Origin of the sequence: Ectobacillus sp. JY-23 (assembly GCF_023022965.1) — a bacterium.
In the GTDB taxonomy this organism is placed as follows: Bacteria; Bacillota; Bacilli; order Bacillales; family Bacillaceae_G; genus Ectobacillus.
The window spans coordinates 336,079-351,235 of sequence record NZ_CP095462.1; the positions used below are offsets into that span (position 1 = coordinate 336,079).

Genomic DNA, 15,157 nt, shown 5'->3' on the forward strand with positions numbered 1-15,157 from the left:
ACATGCGCATTTGTTTAATACAAGACGGTGCCATTTTATTAGACATTAAAAATGCATTGAATGTACAAATTACGGATTTAAACGAGTTTACTTGGCATGACGGCAGTATTTGCGGTATTGGCGAGGGACAGGAGGTTTTACTTTTGCCCTCTATCGCTGGCATAGAAGAGGATAGCGTAGAAACATTAAGGAGCCTCGCGCTAGAGCACGAACTATTTAAAGTGGTGCCAACAGAAAGCATTTTAAGTGAAACCATTAACGGGCTACAAGCCGTGGACGACTTTACGTTACAAAACTTAACTGTAACGGACGAACGTACCGCAGGCATGCAAGTTGTAGACGAATTTATACTAGCAAAACTTACAGAGTTGGAGCAGCGCATTATACAATTAGAAGGAGGAACTGTTTAATGTTAGATGTAAGTATGTTTTATGATCCATATTGGAATGTGCGTGACCAAAAATACTGGTGCAAAATGGTGGGCTACGGCTTCCCTTTAACCAGCGTCAAGTTGACGTTTAGGAAGATTATTGAACAAAAACGTTGTAATACGTTTGAAGCTGAGTACGCAGCATGGCAGGCAGAACAAATGGCATTGCAATCTGCAGAGCTTATATAGCTCTTTTTTTTGTAGAAGGGAGCGATAATCATGCCAGAAGCAACTGGTTTGCAGCAAGAAGTACAAGTGTTGAGACAGGATATCAAAAGCTTAGAACACCGTGTAAATGACCTATCCACACGGACGACGGTAGCAGAAAGGGACATTAAAGGCATCCAAGAAGATTTACGAGGCATTAAGAACAATACAACATGGATCCTGCGTCTTATCATTGGCGGTTTGGTGATGGCTGGTCTTGGATTTGTGTTAAAAGGGGGCATGTAAGGATGTTTGAACAGATGGTTTTATATCTCATCGCTGTTATTATCGGTTTGTCTCAGGTGGTAAAAGGTTTAGGGTTACAAGCTAAATACATTCCACTACTAAATGTAGCGCTTGGCGTATTGCTAGGCGTTTTCTTTTTGCCTGCAGGTGTACAGGAGAATATTTTAGGTGGCATTGTGGTCGGCTTGTCAGCATCAGGTCTTTTTGACCAATCCAAAATTATTAAGAAATAAGGGGGAATAAAACATGACGTTTGTTATGACATACGATAAACGTAACCGCTCCAATTTAGATAAGTTGGCACCTAACACAAGAGCAGCTGCATACAAGTGGTATGAAAAATGTATTGAACTTCGTGCAGACATTCTAATTTACGAAACGTTGCGTACTTTGGAAACGCAAAAGATTTACCTGGCTCGTGGCGCAACAAAAACATTAAAGTCGTATCACTTGAAAGGTCAAGCATTGGATGTTGTTCCGATTATTAATGGAAAAGATGAATGGAGTCGCAGTGCATACTTACAAGAACCATATGCATCTGCCATCGCGTACGCAAAACAACTTGGCTTTGAGTGGGGTGGTGATTGGAAAGATTTTGTTGATCATCCGCACTTACAGTTTAATTACAAAGGCTATGGCACAGATACAGTGCTTGAGGTCGCAACAGCTACATGTGAAAGTGGAATTATTGCTACGGTACGAGTGAAGGTAGATGTACTCAACATCAGAGCTGGTAACGGCACACAGTACCCAGTCATCGCTAAGGCGTACAAAGGAGAGCTGTATAATGTAACAGGAAACCTTGACGACTGGCATAAAATCATCCTGGCTAATAACGATCACCGCGATGCATGGGTGTACGGTAACAAAGGAGAATATCTAGAATTGGTATAATCAACTTAGCCGGTGCCTTTTGGTACCGGCTTTTTTTATTTATAAGGGCTGTAGTTTTTTAATGCAATCCAGTAGAAAATATAATAAACTGTTACATAATGTAATTATATATTGGTTTATCAAAAAGGAGGGGTAAAATGGATTTACATCAAATCGGTTTACTTGGTAAGGTATTTAAATTTATGATATTTTCTCTTCCGTGGGTTCTAGGCTTGGTGGGACTACATCAGTATTTATACACTAAGTTCCCTAAATACTATTTTTTTATTGCTAAAAAGTTTTCAAAATGGCGCGATACCAATTGGAATATTACGTGTATGTATACAGTTAAAAAGGATGTTGAATTTTTTAAGGATTTTGAGGGTGTTATAAAAGAAGAATTTAATGAAATAAACCGTCCGTTTAACTTGAAAAACAAGAAACTGTATGGGTTTGGTGATTTTTCTGTTCAAGTACAATATGATTTAGACTTCAGTCAAACTGATTATGTAAGTGTGGAATTAATTTTTGCAAATGTTAATGTGACCATGGATACAGCCAACTATAAGTTAAGGGTGTTACGTACGTTTTTTAATAGGCTGGAAAGAGAAATAGCGTTTGATAAAGTAACATACAATATGAATGTTAAGTTTACAAAAATGAATAACCCGTTCTATGGATTGATGATACAAAGACTAGGAGAAGAACATGTCAATCATTTTGAGTGTGTTTTTCCTTTGTCTGTACTGACTAGAAGAGATATGAATGACCCTGAAGCTGCTAAATATCAATTAAGAGTATTTAAGGAATATATATCGATAAATGAAAAGAATTTTGATAAAATAGAGACAATTGCAAAAAAAGTCTTATTACTGGGGTGATTGTTTGATTAGCATCAATGTATACGATAAAATTTTTACCAATGAACAAGAACGTGAGCTAGGTACGGAGCACTTTGAAGAAAGTCGTTTTATTAATAACTTTGAAGAAAGATTAGAAACGTATATTATTCAAAACGAAGTGTCTCCAACAGGCTATCAGAACTTTCGAGTTATAACTGATGAAGTATATAACCAGACAGTTAGAGTAAGGGGGCAGGTAGTAGATCAAGTTATTAAACAAGAATTACATCAAGCCTATATAAAAGTGCGAAATCAACGTGCAAATGGCGTAGGAAATTTGATAACATTGTGTCGAAAAGATGACTCATTCAAGGTAAAAGAAATCTTTGAAACACGCTTTAACTACAGTTATGAGAAGCATCGCTTTGATATTTTAGATATAATTGCAGCTTCTGCAGATGTAAGAGGAGCACGCTTTGATGTTCAGATTGAGACTGTACGTGGTGTAAGCATGAAAGGCACAAGAGTACATAATACGCAATATTATACTCAGATGTTAGCTTCGGGAGAGTTAACAGGTGTAATGCTTAACTATGATATGCCGGATAAAACGGTTACTTTCAGGATTTCTGTAGACGGATCTATACTGCTTTATACTAACCTTAGTGAGTATGAAATTTTAGAATTAGTAGAAGACTTACTGAATGTTTAGCATCATCCATTCTTTTTGTAGCCTTAAGGGGAGCGTCTCCTTAAGGATATTTCTTATTCTCTTAAAAAAATAAACTAACCTATTTACTTCATTATTTGGTAATATATGAATATAGGAGGTGTTTATATGAAAAAAGATCCAGGTGGCGGCTATTAACTAATGCGGTTTGCAGGTGTCATAATTGTTGAAAACAAATATCTAGGCAAGGGGTGGAGAGGTATGTTTAAAGATCCAGGTGGCGGAGTAGGATACATAAATGATCCAGGTCCAGGCGTTGGCTATAGAATAGATCCAGGTGGCGGTATTGGCTGTATAGCAGACCCGGGGACAGGAGGGCTACATGTTATGAAAGACCCAGGAACAGGTTTCTAATAAAAGACCCGCTTTTGATGAAAGCGGGTTACTTTATTTACCATGTATAACCAATAGCATAGCTAGTAATTGAATAGTAAGTGTATGGAAAGCTAAATACGGGTAAAGATATCAAATTTCTAATAATTGTTTTTTCTTACTGTTAAACTCTTCATCAGTTAAAATACCGCTATCACGTAAGTCAGCCAATTTTTTAATCTGCTCTGCTACATCAACCGTATTTTGAACAATTGTTGGAGCATGGGACTCATCTATTTTTTGTTCAATGGCTACTTTTATTTGTTCAAAAAGGGGTTGCTGTTTTTTATTAAACATAATGGTATTCTCATCTTTGGTTGCATCCATCAATCCGCCTTTATTTTCTTTACCTCCAGAAAAAGCAAATTGAATATACCCATTTGTGAAAAGGTTTGCTGGTTTGAACTGAATAGAAGAAATTTGTTTAACTAATATTTCCTTGTCACCCTTCAAACCTTGTGTCATCTTCGCTAGTACACCTTTTCTTTTGATGATAATCTTATTACCTACTAGCTCTAACTGCCCATTAACGCCAATTGCCTCCATGATAATCCCCCTTGGATATGAATTTATTACGATATAAGTATAGCAGATGATAAGGAAAAATTTTCATATGAATTAATATATTTTTTATTAATACTAGCAACTGACAACCCATACAGCGCATATGCTTTTGGTGAGCGAGTCACCGAAAAGCCGATGGAGGTGGGTGTGTGAACAATCAGGAGCTTATCCAACGACTAACAGAATTGAATCAGGAAATCAGTAAAACAGAATTGGCGTATTATGATACGCTTCATAAAATCAAAGAAGTGGAGTATACGATCCAGGAGAAAACCTCGCAATTGCTGCTAAGCGGTAAGATTGACGGGAAAACAGAGAAAATTCGTGATGCGCAGCTCTTTCCGCACATGAAGAATCTGCTGCTGGAAAAGATAGAAGCAGAAAAAGAAAGTGACCGAAAAAAAGAGCGCTACTATGCAAAGAAGCGCGAAGCAGTCCATATCCAATACATCATTCGTTTATTGACTCCGTAACGGGGTCTTTTTTATTTTCCACCAAAGGTATCCATATTTCTTCAACAGGTAACCCTAACTCTTTTGCAATAATATAAGCATTTGTCAGACTAGGTAATGCCTGATTATTCACTAAAGAGCTTAATGTTGTTCTGCTGAGTTGAACCTTTTCTGCGAATACAGTCTGCTTAATATTCCTCTCTGCAAAAATAACCTTCAAACGACATATAATCTTCATTTCCTTCACCTCGTAGCTATATTTCGGTAAACTTCATAGCTTATCCTGTTAAAAAATGACGATATGCACGTACTTTTTTAAGTGGTACATGCAAAATGTGTAAGCGTGTGTCATACATTTTAATACACAGTTGCTACACGGATTTGACACCATCACACAGATGTGTAGCATATGTGCCACAATAGTGAAAAGGATGGGATAGAATGAACATCATTACGCTTGATGCTGGCAACAACGAAGTAAAGGTAGCAACGGCAGAGGGTGTCTTTTCGTTCAATTCATTTTTAGGAGAAGCGCGAGATCGTCGTCTTGAGTCTCAATATGAAGATGAAATGATTGGTGTGTACAATGGAATGCCATTCTTCGCAGGTGAACTGGCACAGTACGAATCGGAATTCCCACGCAACTCTATGGGGCTTTCCAAAGCACATGAAGATGCCAAGTTAAGGATTCTCATCGCTTTACATCGTTACAGCAAGCATTACGATAATCATATTGTGGTAGGGCAACCAATTGAAAGCCATAAATCAGAGGAGAAACTACGGATTAAAGCGATGTTGGCGAAAGAACACCGTCTTGTGTTAAATGGTGTAGAGAGGAAATTCTATATTCATAATACCGAGGTAGCACCAGAAGGAGCTGCAGCGTACTGGAGCTTACAAGAAGAGTTACCTGTTGTTCATATCGTCGATGTGGGCAGTGGCACAGTGAATATTGCAACGATTCGAGAAGGGCAATTCATCGATAAGGAAAGCTTTACATTACCGTTTGGTGCTGAATCCACCAAGACAAAGGATATGCAGGCTATGAGTTATGGTATTATTTCGGCCCTAAACCGCTTTAATCGTCAAGACTCATATCGAATCGTTGGGGGAGCTGCAGAGAAAGTGAAACCATATTTACAAATGCAGTTTCCAGATTGTAAAGTCATTCATCCTCTTGTAAAAGTCGGTACCAAAGTCATGTCTGTTCATCCAAAATACGCAACAGTTGTTGGTATGTATCATATTGCCAAGGCGGTGTACGGTTATGAAGGATGAAAATCGCTTGTTTAAAAACGTTTCTTTTAACCGAAAGGATTCCTTTGAAATGCAACTGTATCACCATGCGAAACAACAAGGTATGTTCGCAAAATACGTAAAACGACTTATCCAGCGCGATATGGAGCAGGCACATAGTTCAGCGCAGTGTGCGCCTTTACAACCAACACCGCAACCTTCCTTTACGCCTCCTGTAGAACAAAAACAAACTCCTCCCGTAATCGTACGAGAAGAGCCAAAAGAGAAAAAAGTATCTATGTCATCTTTTATTTAACGTGTGAGGGTAATGAGATCCGCAATAATTTTTAATACCAGCAATGTTGTTCCAGAGCCCACGAGAATTTTCCCAAGTAATACGAACGGCATAAACGCAGCCCCCTTTTCTTGTTGTACCTATATTATTTACAAAAAGGGAGAGATAATGAATGGCAAAAACTGTGACGTACAGCTTCGGTGAGTTTATGAGCGGTGAGTATAAGAACAAGAAAAAACAACCAAGTCCAGCATTACATGCCGTGGGTTTGGGAACAGCATTGACGTTCGGTGGTTTGCATCCCGTATCAGCAATGGACACGACAGCACGTATTATCAGCGCATTTGATCCCATCATTAGCCTGGTGCAAGGTGTAGCCTATCCTGTTACGTTCCTGATGATTGGCGGCGGCTTTCTACTTATTATTATGGGGCAACGAAGCAAAGGGCTTTCCATGATTAAGTGGGCGGCAGTCGGTTATATCGGTTTACAGTTTGCACCATCCATTATGCAAATCTTGGTTGAGGTAGGAAAGGCGATGGTGACGAAATGAAGCATATGCGGATCATGCCGGATAGCCGCTTAGAAAACGGAAGGGTAGAACATTTTGCACAGTCCTTATGCAGTTACCGCTCCATGTTGGAACGTTTTAATAAGGAAACAAAACGCTTAGATGCCAATTTCTTTTCATGGGAAATTATGCTTGAGCCAAAGAACACCAGCTTTCATATTACGTTACCAACAGATGCGGAACGAATTGTACAAAAAGCGGTTCATTCTTCTTGGCCACAAGTGACTGTGCAAGAGCAGGAAGATATTCTGCATACTTTTACACCCACACTCACATCGGTTATGGAGATGAGACACCATTATTTCTTAGCGATGCGTGTAGATCGGAGGGGCAACTGGTTAAATTCGTTACTTGAGGTCCTGAACATCATGCAAGAAGGTGACAAAGTCGTCATTCAAGTGTTCAGTGAGCCAGCGTTTCATGATTGGTACGTGCCAGCAACGGATGCTTACACGCAGTTTAAAAAAGGAAGTATGCCCCAGCGCCTGCGTTTCACAAAAAAGGATATGGTGCAGTCAACGGTGAAAGCAGCTGCTTATGTTACGTTTGGTGCCATATCTATCGTAACAGAGATACTCACAGGGGAAGAACCGGAAAAGGTGGATTTATCCGCAGGCGAACGTGGGATGATTCTTAGAGACGGTCCCTTACGTCCGGAGACTGTCCAGAAGACACGAGGAGACGCATATGACGTGAGTATTAGGATTGGTATCCAAAGCCCAAATACGAAGCAAGCGCACCTGTTAAATCGCGCTGTTAGTACAGCATTCCGAGAGTTTGATGGAGATAACCAATTACAGAACCGTATCACGAACACAAAAAAGACATTCTCTCTAATGAAAGAACGTCGCAAAGGGTTGAAGCTAGCGTCTGATTACATGTCTATTCCGGAAATAGCCCGATTATTCACATTGCCGCCATTATCTCTACAAGAAAAGTATCATATCCCAGGCATTAAGCTCCAGGAGACAGAGGTGGCAGCTACATTATTTGAAGGTGGTTTACTTCTTGGTGAACAAACACACCGTGGTGAGACTAAACAAGTGTATATGCCGACAACAAATTGGGATGAACTTTGCCTGCCGGTCTGTGCGATCGGTGGCATGGGGCAAGGGAAAACAGATGGCTTTGGGGCAAATCGTGTAGTAGAAGCGGTGAGAAATGGATTTGGCGCCATGTTCATCGACCCAGCTAAACATCAGGTGAGCGAACAGGTGAAGAAGGTATTACAACCGGACCAATATGAAATTATCAATATCAAACACTTAAAACCTTCTTTTGATTGGTGTGAGGCACAGTACAGTGAGTATGGGAAGGGGCTACTCGCTGATGCAGTTCTTTCCTTCTTTGAAGATTCATTGGAAGATAGCGTGCAAACAGAGCGGTATTTACGGGCGTTTATCATGGGTATGCAGACCGCCAAACTTAACGAGATATTCCGTATCATGGAGGACATGAACTACCTGGAGGAGGTTGCTGAGAAGCTTCCAGACGGGATGCACAAAACCACACTCATGCAGTTTTCTAAAGAAAGTGAGAACATGCGGATGAAGATTGTAAAGCCTATCTATAACCGCATGGATATGATTATGGGAGATTCTTTTATGATGGAATGTTTCCATAGTGATGTATCACTTGACTTCGTGAAACTACTTAGTCAAAAGAAAGCAATCATTATTGATGTGGCTAAAAAGGATGGACTCACGCCGAAACAAATCAATCTGATTGGTAATCTCATCATGACTAAGGTGAACCTGGCAATGCAAATGAGGAAAGAAGAAGATCAGTTTCCGTTCTTTGTACTGATTGATGAACCGCACCAATTTAACCGAAGTGCGAAGCTATGGGAGAGTATGGCGGTAGAAAGTCGGAAATGGCGTGTGGGGTTCGTGTGGCTGTTTCATTACTGGGATCAGCTGCCGAAGCAAGCACAAAGCGCAGTGAAAAACGCATTGCCGCATTATCATTTGTATCCAACATCAAAAGAAACCTGGCTAAAGTTTAAAGAAGAGATCGCACCGTTTGATTTGGCGGACTGTTTCAATTTAAAGAGATTCCATGCAATTAATATCCTGCGTATTGGTGGAGAGTCTACTAAGCCATTTGTCGCACATATGGCAGCTCCGCCTATTATGAGGTTAAAAAGAAAATGCTGATTTATCTGATAAATTAAGTGATGACTAGAAGAATATAAACATTATATAATAATGTTATACAGGGTTTTATGCAGAATGATGTTACGATCTATGTTATAAAATACAACCGCGGCAAGACTGTATAAAATCCTGCATACATAATAAAAGGGATAGAGGATTAAAAAACCTTGTGACTGCTGTATCTTGAAGAAATCGTGACTGTCTATAATGTAATCTTATGTTAACTAGCATTGTATGGGATATACAAAAAAGTAGATTATGCTTATAATTTAAAAGTAATAGCATTGGATGAGAATATTAAGAGGTGGTTAAAATAATTATTAAAAGTCTTGAGAACATAAATTTGCAAGAGTTTACAATTTGCTTTAATGACGCTTTCTCTGATTATATAATTCCGTTTAAAGTATCTCCGCATTATTTAGCTGAAAGATTCACAGGTGCAGGGGTTCATTATAATTTATCATTTGGTGTATTCAGTGAAGATAAGCAGGTAGCCTTTATTATGCACGGAATTGAAGAACACAATGGTGAAAAAATAGCTTTCGATATTGGTACAGGAGTTATTCCCTCATATAGAGGTAAGCGTCTTGTGGCACAAATCTATAATCATGCTATTCCTATTCTGAAACAACATAATGTTCAAAAATGCTTATTAGAAGTTATCCAGACGAATGAAAAAGCTATTAAGGCTTATAACAATTTAGGGTTTCAGATAAAGCGAGAACTTTCCTGTTTCAAAGGTAGTATTCGGATTGATCTACCCCCCTCCACTACTCCTGAACATATATGTATAACCACTGTTAGTCCAAACAAATTTGATTGGAGCATAGTGCATGCTTTTTGGAACTTTGAACCCTCTTGGGAACAATCTGTTCAGGCTATATTACGTAATCCACACTTATATGATGTGATTACGATAAGTGAACAAAATACTATATGTGGATATGCTGTAATCGATTCAAAACAAGGGAGGATCCTCCAATTTGGTGTCCTTAAGGAAAAAAGAAACCAAGGCTTTGGTCACTCTTTATTTCAATGGATTGGGAAAAGACATTCAATAATCTCGATCAACAATGTAGACAAGTACGATATAGAGTCTATACGTTTCCTAAAAAAGATAGGTCTCAATATACACATCGAACAATATGAAATGGAGAAAACTTTATAAAAATAAAAAAACCATCTTACATTAGATGGTTTTTTTTATGAAACAACTGCTGATAATCCGCATTATGTCATCTGGATCATCCAAAGAATAATCCTTTTCACTGTGCCAAAAAACTACCAGTAAGATATCTTATATGAATAAGGTTTGGAAGGATGACATGTGATTAGTATTTTAATCACGGGCGGAGTTCATAAATCCACTTATCACATATATGATACACTGCTACCTATGAGATTAAGTAAGTAATTAATAGAATTTAATTTAATTGTTAAAACTCTACATGAAAATGCTAACAAATTTGCTAACAAAAATGATAACGAAATGAAAAATCAGTGTTAAATAGAAGTAATAAGTTTAGGCTGATATGTCCAAGGAAATGCTTAATACCAAGGGTTTTTAAAGGGTGGTAAAGCTTGGTGATGTAATGATTTTCAACCACTCTGGTTCGTAAGCACCAATCGGCATTAAAGCAATATCAATTTGAAATCGTTCGTGTATATCATGAAAGCCTCGGAAATATCCAGTATCCCCGCAAAAATAAATCGTTTCTGACTCGTTCTTCATCACCCAGCCCCCCCAGTGTGAGCGGTTTAAATCAAATGGTGTACGGCGCGTCCAATGCTGTGCGGGTACAAAGTGAAATCTTACATGGTCTATAGTAGTCGATTCCCACCAATTGAATTCCTGCACCCTTGAAAAGCCTTTACGAAGAAATATCTTCTTCATTCCAACTGGAACGAGATATAACACGTTGGGTGGTAGTTGACGAATTGTTGCAAAATCCAGATGATCGTAATGACCATGTGATAATAATACAATATCGATAGGAGGTAATTCAGAAAGTAACAAACCGGGTTTTGTTAGCCTGGGTACAATCTTTAAGCGTTCAGACCACACGGGGTCCGTTAGAATATGTAAACCTTGCATTTGAATGAGAAAGGTTGCATGACCAACCCAAGTTACTGTAGTTTCTTGTGTGTTTTGTTGTAGAAATGTAGCTTTTTTGTTTGAACAGTGAGGAATGGTTTGTGAGTAATCTTTCTTTTTGCTGCTGCGCTCTCTTCGCCACCGTAAATACGTAAAAAGAGATTTGGTTGTTTGGACATCGTCCATATTTTTATACTTTTCTCCCATCATATACCCCCCTTTTTAGAATATAAGTCTCTTTCAGTGACACGAGTTTCAATGTTTGATACGGAATTGCTTCTCAGTTCATTGTATACGAGTCAAAGAGGTGAAATCCTTTAAATTACTATTAAAAAAGTGTAAAATTACAATGAGCTTTTATTTACAAACGTATTGAGGTGTAGACATGAATAAAGAGGAAGTTATTACTCATATGGCACAATATATCAAGTTGGTACGAATTGAAAGTGGTTATACACAAGAAAAAATGGCTGAAATTTTAGGGATTTCTAAGAAAACCCTTGTACAAATTGAAAAAGGTCGTATATCACCGGCGTGGTATACGGTTGTAACTATTTGTGCATTATTTCGCGACAGCGAGATTTTACGCATTCAATTTGGTGATGATGCACTTGATACCTTAACAAATCTTGCACGGCAACATGTAGAGTATAGAAAAGAACGAACAATGGGCGGTAAAGTATGGTGGAAAGAGATTCAAAGAATGAGTTCGTTTCGATTGCAACAAAATATAATCAGTCAACATTATCGCATTTTAGATGATGATGATTATCGATGGTATAGTACATTTGATAAGACAGAAGCGACAAAGAAATTGACAAAATTGTGTCAAGGAAGTGAATAGGTTGGGAATGCTAGATGTTTTTGATACACTGTAAGAGAAGTTGCAAAAAAGGAGAATCAACATGATGCGTACAAGGATATTAGGGGTGCTTGCTATTCTGCTTGTCATCACAGGATGTACAGGTGCGAAAATTCGTGATCCATTAAATTGGAAAACAGAATCGTTTCAATACATAAATCAAGAGGGGAAACCGTTCGGCTCTAAAGATTTAAAAGGCAAGGTTTGGATTGCCAGCTTTATCTTTACCAGCTGCACCACTGTTTGTCCGCCAATGACAGCAAATGTGGCCCGTTTGCAAAAAATGACTGCTGAAAAAAACTTAGACGTTGAGTTTGTTTCGTTCAGTGTAGATCCTACGGTTGATACACCCGAGGCGATGCGATCATTTGGTGATAAATTTGCGGCTGATTATAGCAATTGGAACTTTTTGACCGGCTACACACAACAAGAAATTGAGGCTTTTGCAAAGAAAAATTTTAAATCATTTATTAAAAAGCCAGAAGGGGAAGATCAAGTTATTCATCAGACCTCCTTTTTTCTTGTCAGCGATGGAGTTGTCATGAAAAAGTACAGCGGGCTGGAAAATACACCGTATGAAGAAATATTGCGTGATATAGAGCGCTTGACGCAGTAAGGGATGCCATATGGCATCCCTTACTATACTATTACTCAATTGTCAAAATATCAGATTGTACAACGACTTTCGGGGCACGGACTTCCAAAACACCATTATAGTAGGATGCTTTTGCCGCTTTCTTTTGGATAGGGTAAGGCAATTTAATAACGCGGGTCGCTTCTGTAATAGAGCGTTCTCTTCGATAATAGTTGTTACCGTCAACTTCTTCTGCAATATCGTCTTGGACGGAGATCTGTAAATATTCTCCTTGAATCTCAAGTTTAATTTGATTTTTAGCAATACCCGGAAGCTCAGCTTTTATCACAAGGTCATTTCCTGATTCATATAAGTCCACTGGAAATGTAAGCAGGCGATTGCCTTTTTGGAAAAAGTGATTCATTTCGGCGATAAGACCGCGCAATGGGGTTTGCTCAAAAAACTCATCAATTTGCTTTAAGTAATTTTTAATTTGTGAACGAGACGGATGATTTTTATTTTCTTCGCTCATCGTAATACCTCCCTCAAGTGAATCTGCAATATCATATGATGAAGATGCCTAAACGTGATACATTTTTAAAACAACATTTTTGGTTTTTCTCGCTTGATTGTCATTCTTATGCTAGTATAAATAAGGTTGATATGGATTTTATTATAGAAAGAAGGTAAGGCTATGTGTGGCTTTGTAGGTTGCTTATACGAGAAGCCTAGAGAACTTTCAACTGAAGAAATGCAGCAGTTTGAAACGATGAATTCAATTATTTTTCACCGCGGACCGGATGATGAGGGATACTTTAGGGACGAGCATGTTCAATTTGGATTCCGTCGTTTAAGTATCATTGATATTGAGGCAGGGCATCAACCGTTAACATATGAAAATGAGCGTTATGTGATTATTTTTAATGGTGAAATTTATAACTACGTAGAATTACGGGAAATGCTTCTTGAAAAAGGAGCAACATTCGCTACGCATTCTGATACGGAAGTAATTATTGCGTTATACGCGCATATGAAAGAGAAATGTGTAGACTATTTGCGCGGCATGTTTGCGTTTATGATTTGGGATCGCGAAGAAAAGCGTTTATTTGGTGCTCGTGATCATTTTGGTATTAAGCCGTTATTTGTTGCGGAAGAAAGTGATGCAATCTACTTTGCTTCTGAAAAGAAAAGCATTGTTCATGCCTTGCAGGATAAGGGTGTAAATGTTGCGTCCTTGCAGCATTATTTTACGTATCAATACGCACCGGAGCCTGCTTCCTTGACAGCAGATATTAATAAAATTGAACCAGGTCATTACTTTGTGAAGGAGCCTGGCAAACCATTAACAACGCATCGTTACTGGAAACCGTATTTCAAGCCATCTGGTGAGACAAAAGAGCAACATATCGCAAATATTCGTGACGTATTGTATGATTCTGTTAAAATGCATATGCGTAGCGATGTACCGGTTGGTTCTTTCTTATCAGGCGGTATTGATTCGTCCATTGTGGTATCTATTGCAAAAGAATTTAATCCAAACTTACTTACGTTCTCTGTCGGTTTTGAGCGCGAGGGCTTCAGTGAGGTAGATGTTGCAAAAGAAACAGCAGAGAAATTAAATGTTAAAAATCATAGTGTCCTTGTTACGCCAGAAGAGTTTATGAACGAGTTCCCTAAAATCATGTGGCACATGGACGATCCACTTGCGGATCCAGCTGCAGTGCCATTGTACTTTGTCGCGAAAGAAGCGCGTAAGCATGTGACAGTTGTATTGTCTGGTGAAGGTTCTGATGAATTATTTGGCGGATATAATATTTATCGTGAGCCAAATTCATTAAAAATGTTTCAATATATTCCGGAACCGGGTAAACGCGTGTTAAAGGCACTAAGCGGCGCTTTACAGGAAGGATTTAAAGGAAAGAGCTTTTTAGAGCGCGGATGTACGCCAATTGAAGAACGCTATTATGGAAATGCAAAAATCTTCCGAGAAGAAGAAAAGCAACAGCTAATGCGTTCTTACAATAACGCGATTCGTTATACTGATATTACTAAGCCGCTTTACAATGAAATTGACATGTATGACGATGTAAGCAAAATGCAATATATTGACATGTTTACTTGGCTTCGCGGTGATATTTTAGTAAAAGCAGATAAAATGACTATGGCACATTCACTAGAATTGCGCGTTCCGTTCTTAGACAAAGAGGTGTTTGATGTAGCGTCTAAATTGCCAACAGAACTGAAAATTGCAAACGGTACAACAAAAGCGATATTGCGTGAAGCAGTGGAAGGAATTGTACCAGATCATGTATTAAATCGCAAAAAGCTAGGTTTCCCTGTACCGATTCGTCATTGGTTAAAAAATGAAATGCGAGATTGGGCAATGGCAATTATTAAAGAGAGCGCTACAGATCATTTAATTGATAAGCAGTACGTTCTAAATCTATTGGATGCACATTGCGCTGGAACAGCTGATTACAGTCGCAAAATCTGGACAGTTTTATCATTCATGGTGTGGCATCAGATTTATGTTGAACACAAGTATGATATCAGCCATTTTCAAGAAGCAACAAAACAAACATATATGAATGTATAAAAGCAAGTGTGTCTAAGAATGGATTCCCCATTTTTAGACACACTTTTTATTCATAT

Annotated in this window: 20 protein-coding genes and 1 pseudogene; 17 read left to right on the forward strand and 4 right to left on the reverse strand. The window is 38.5% G+C overall.

Going from position 1 to position 15,157, the window contains the following annotated elements:
* Nucleotides 1–2: 2 nt before the first annotated feature.
* The 8 genes from MUG87_RS01805 to MUG87_RS01840 all read left to right on the forward strand — a co-directional run bounded on the left by MUG87_RS01805 (nt 3) and on the right by MUG87_RS01840 (nt 3,682).
* Nucleotides 3–410 carry a hypothetical protein gene (locus MUG87_RS01805; protein WP_247084991.1) on the forward strand — a complete coding sequence of 136 codons (408 nt, stop codon included), beginning with the start codon at nt 3–5 and terminating at the stop codon, nt 408–410.
* On the forward strand, nt 410–619 hold the full coding sequence (locus tag MUG87_RS01810; protein ID WP_247084993.1) for a hypothetical protein: 210 nt from the start codon (nt 410–412) through the stop codon (nt 617–619). The genes MUG87_RS01805 and MUG87_RS01810 overlap by 1 nt, the downstream gene beginning before the upstream one ends.
* Before the next feature lie 30 nt (nt 620–649).
* Nucleotides 650–883 (forward strand): hemolysin XhlA family protein, encoded by a 234-nt coding sequence (locus MUG87_RS01815; RefSeq protein ID WP_247084995.1) that lies wholly within the window; start codon nt 650–652, stop codon nt 881–883.
* 2 nt (nt 884–885) lie between these two features.
* The gene (locus tag MUG87_RS01820; RefSeq protein WP_247084997.1) at nt 886–1,116 is read left to right on the forward strand and encodes a holin; all 231 of its coding nucleotides are present in this window, start codon (nt 886–888) and stop codon (nt 1,114–1,116) included.
* A gap of 13 nt (nt 1,117–1,129) precedes the next feature.
* On the forward strand, nt 1,130–1,777 hold the full coding sequence (locus MUG87_RS01825; RefSeq protein WP_247084999.1) for a M15 family metallopeptidase: 648 nt from the start codon (nt 1,130–1,132) through the stop codon (nt 1,775–1,777).
* A 137-nt stretch (nt 1,778–1,914) separates the two neighbouring features.
* A complete protein-coding gene (locus MUG87_RS01830) occupies nt 1,915–2,637 on the forward strand; it encodes a hypothetical protein (protein ID WP_247085001.1) in 723 nt (240 codons plus the stop codon).
* A 4-nt stretch (nt 2,638–2,641) separates the two neighbouring features.
* Nucleotides 2,642–3,310 carry a hypothetical protein gene (locus MUG87_RS01835; RefSeq protein ID WP_247085003.1) on the forward strand — a complete coding sequence of 223 codons (669 nt, stop codon included), beginning with the start codon at nt 2,642–2,644 and terminating at the stop codon, nt 3,308–3,310.
* Nucleotides 3,311–3,529: 219 nt separating this feature from the next.
* A complete protein-coding gene (locus MUG87_RS01840) occupies nt 3,530–3,682 on the forward strand; it encodes a hypothetical protein (RefSeq protein ID WP_247085005.1) in 153 nt (50 codons plus the stop codon).
* A gap of 111 nt (nt 3,683–3,793) precedes the next feature.
* Here the strand turns inward: MUG87_RS01840 and MUG87_RS01845 are convergent, their stop codons facing one another.
* The gene (locus MUG87_RS01845; RefSeq protein WP_247085007.1) at nt 3,794–4,246 is read right to left on the reverse strand and encodes a DUF4429 domain-containing protein; all 453 of its coding nucleotides are present in this window, start codon (nt 4,244–4,246) and stop codon (nt 3,794–3,796) included.
* A 167-nt stretch (nt 4,247–4,413) separates the two neighbouring features.
* Between MUG87_RS01845 and MUG87_RS01850 the strand changes: the two genes are divergently transcribed.
* Nucleotides 4,414–4,737, forward strand: a complete 324-nt coding sequence (locus MUG87_RS01850) for a hypothetical protein (protein ID WP_247085009.1) — start codon at nt 4,414–4,416, stop codon at nt 4,735–4,737.
* Here the strand turns inward: MUG87_RS01850 and MUG87_RS01855 are convergent.
* Nucleotides 4,715–4,954: a helix-turn-helix transcriptional regulator gene (locus MUG87_RS01855; RefSeq protein WP_247085011.1), complete on the reverse strand. Its 240-nt coding sequence runs from the start codon at nt 4,952–4,954 to the stop codon at nt 4,715–4,717. The two genes, MUG87_RS01850 and MUG87_RS01855, sit on opposite strands and share 23 nt — an antisense overlap.
* Nucleotides 4,955–5,157: 203 nt before the next feature.
* On the opposite strand from MUG87_RS01855, the gene MUG87_RS01860 reads away from it, so the two are divergent.
* The 5 genes from MUG87_RS01860 (at nt 5,158) to MUG87_RS01880 (ending at nt 10,142) form a co-directional block, all read left to right on the forward strand.
* The gene (locus MUG87_RS01860) at nt 5,158–5,994 is read left to right on the forward strand and encodes a ParM/StbA family protein (protein ID WP_247085013.1); all 837 of its coding nucleotides are present in this window, start codon (nt 5,158–5,160) and stop codon (nt 5,992–5,994) included.
* Nucleotides 5,984–6,268 (forward strand): hypothetical protein, encoded by a 285-nt coding sequence (locus MUG87_RS01865; RefSeq protein ID WP_247085015.1) that lies wholly within the window; start codon nt 5,984–5,986, stop codon nt 6,266–6,268. Before MUG87_RS01860 ends, MUG87_RS01865 begins: the two co-directional genes overlap by 11 nt.
* A gap of 151 nt (nt 6,269–6,419) precedes the next feature.
* Nucleotides 6,420–6,800, forward strand: a complete 381-nt coding sequence (locus tag MUG87_RS01870) for a hypothetical protein (RefSeq protein ID WP_247085017.1) — start codon at nt 6,420–6,422, stop codon at nt 6,798–6,800.
* Nucleotides 6,797–8,974 carry an ATP-binding protein gene (locus MUG87_RS01875; RefSeq protein WP_247085019.1) on the forward strand — a complete coding sequence of 726 codons (2,178 nt, stop codon included), beginning with the start codon at nt 6,797–6,799 and terminating at the stop codon, nt 8,972–8,974. Before MUG87_RS01870 ends, MUG87_RS01875 begins: the two co-directional genes overlap by 4 nt.
* A gap of 304 nt (nt 8,975–9,278) precedes the next feature.
* Nucleotides 9,279–10,142 carry a GNAT family N-acetyltransferase gene (locus MUG87_RS01880; protein WP_247085021.1) on the forward strand — a complete coding sequence of 288 codons (864 nt, stop codon included), beginning with the start codon at nt 9,279–9,281 and terminating at the stop codon, nt 10,140–10,142.
* Nucleotides 10,143–10,577: 435 nt separating this feature from the next.
* On the opposite strand, the pseudogene MUG87_RS01885 reads toward MUG87_RS01880, so the two are convergent.
* Nucleotides 10,578–11,276, reverse strand: a pseudogene (locus MUG87_RS01885) (MBL fold metallo-hydrolase); the annotation flags it as partial.
* A gap of 178 nt (nt 11,277–11,454) precedes the next feature.
* Here MUG87_RS01885 and MUG87_RS01890 point away from each other — a divergent pair.
* Nucleotides 11,455–11,913 (forward strand): helix-turn-helix transcriptional regulator, encoded by a 459-nt coding sequence (locus MUG87_RS01890; RefSeq protein WP_247085023.1) that lies wholly within the window; start codon nt 11,455–11,457, stop codon nt 11,911–11,913.
* Between the two features lie 61 nt (nt 11,914–11,974).
* Nucleotides 11,975–12,547: an SCO family protein gene (locus tag MUG87_RS01895; protein ID WP_247085025.1), complete on the forward strand. Its 573-nt coding sequence runs from the start codon at nt 11,975–11,977 to the stop codon at nt 12,545–12,547.
* 31 nt (nt 12,548–12,578) lie between these two features.
* On the opposite strand, the gene MUG87_RS01900 is transcribed toward MUG87_RS01895, so the two are convergent.
* A complete protein-coding gene (locus tag MUG87_RS01900; RefSeq protein ID WP_247085027.1) occupies nt 12,579–13,037 on the reverse strand; it encodes an Hsp20/alpha crystallin family protein in 459 nt (152 codons plus the stop codon).
* A 162-nt stretch (nt 13,038–13,199) separates the two neighbouring features.
* Here MUG87_RS01900 and asnB point away from each other — a divergent pair, with 162 nt between their 5' ends.
* Nucleotides 13,200–15,101 carry an asparagine synthase (glutamine-hydrolyzing) gene (gene asnB, locus MUG87_RS01905; RefSeq protein WP_247085029.1) on the forward strand — a complete coding sequence of 634 codons (1,902 nt, stop codon included), beginning with the start codon at nt 13,200–13,202 and terminating at the stop codon, nt 15,099–15,101.
* Nucleotides 15,102–15,157 lie beyond the last annotated feature (56 nt).

Excerpts from the sequence above, each read along its gene's own strand:
- MUG87_RS01805 (WP_247084991.1), top strand. The coding sequence starts at position 3 with ATGCGCATTTGTTTAATACAAGACGGTGCCATTTTATTAGACATTAAA.
- MUG87_RS01810 (WP_247084993.1), top strand. The coding sequence starts at position 410 with ATGTTAGATGTAAGTATGTTTTATGATCCATATTGGAATGTGCGTGAC.
- MUG87_RS01815 (WP_247084995.1), top strand. The coding sequence starts at position 650 with ATGCCAGAAGCAACTGGTTTGCAGCAAGAAGTACAAGTGTTGAGACAG.
- MUG87_RS01820 (WP_247084997.1), top strand. The coding sequence starts at position 886 with ATGTTTGAACAGATGGTTTTATATCTCATCGCTGTTATTATCGGTTTG.
- MUG87_RS01825 (WP_247084999.1), top strand. The coding sequence starts at position 1,130 with ATGACGTTTGTTATGACATACGATAAACGTAACCGCTCCAATTTAGAT.
- MUG87_RS01830 (WP_247085001.1), top strand. The coding sequence starts at position 1,915 with ATGGATTTACATCAAATCGGTTTACTTGGTAAGGTATTTAAATTTATG.
- MUG87_RS01840 (WP_247085005.1), top strand. The coding sequence starts at position 3,530 with ATGTTTAAAGATCCAGGTGGCGGAGTAGGATACATAAATGATCCAGGT.
- MUG87_RS01845 (WP_247085007.1), bottom strand. The coding sequence starts at position 4,246 with ATGGAGGCAATTGGCGTTAATGGGCAGTTAGAGCTAGTAGGTAATAAG.
- MUG87_RS01855 (WP_247085011.1), bottom strand. The coding sequence starts at position 4,954 with ATGAAGATTATATGTCGTTTGAAGGTTATTTTTGCAGAGAGGAATATT.
- MUG87_RS01860 (WP_247085013.1), top strand. The coding sequence starts at position 5,158 with ATGAACATCATTACGCTTGATGCTGGCAACAACGAAGTAAAGGTAGCA.
- MUG87_RS01865 (WP_247085015.1), top strand. The coding sequence starts at position 5,984 with ATGAAGGATGAAAATCGCTTGTTTAAAAACGTTTCTTTTAACCGAAAG.
- MUG87_RS01870 (WP_247085017.1), top strand. The coding sequence starts at position 6,420 with ATGGCAAAAACTGTGACGTACAGCTTCGGTGAGTTTATGAGCGGTGAG.
- MUG87_RS01875 (WP_247085019.1), top strand. The coding sequence starts at position 6,797 with ATGAAGCATATGCGGATCATGCCGGATAGCCGCTTAGAAAACGGAAGG.
- MUG87_RS01890 (WP_247085023.1), top strand. The coding sequence starts at position 11,455 with ATGAATAAAGAGGAAGTTATTACTCATATGGCACAATATATCAAGTTG.
- MUG87_RS01895 (WP_247085025.1), top strand. The coding sequence starts at position 11,975 with ATGATGCGTACAAGGATATTAGGGGTGCTTGCTATTCTGCTTGTCATC.
- MUG87_RS01900 (WP_247085027.1), bottom strand. The coding sequence starts at position 13,037 with ATGAGCGAAGAAAATAAAAATCATCCGTCTCGTTCACAAATTAAAAAT.
- asnB (WP_247085029.1), top strand. The coding sequence starts at position 13,200 with ATGTGTGGCTTTGTAGGTTGCTTATACGAGAAGCCTAGAGAACTTTCA.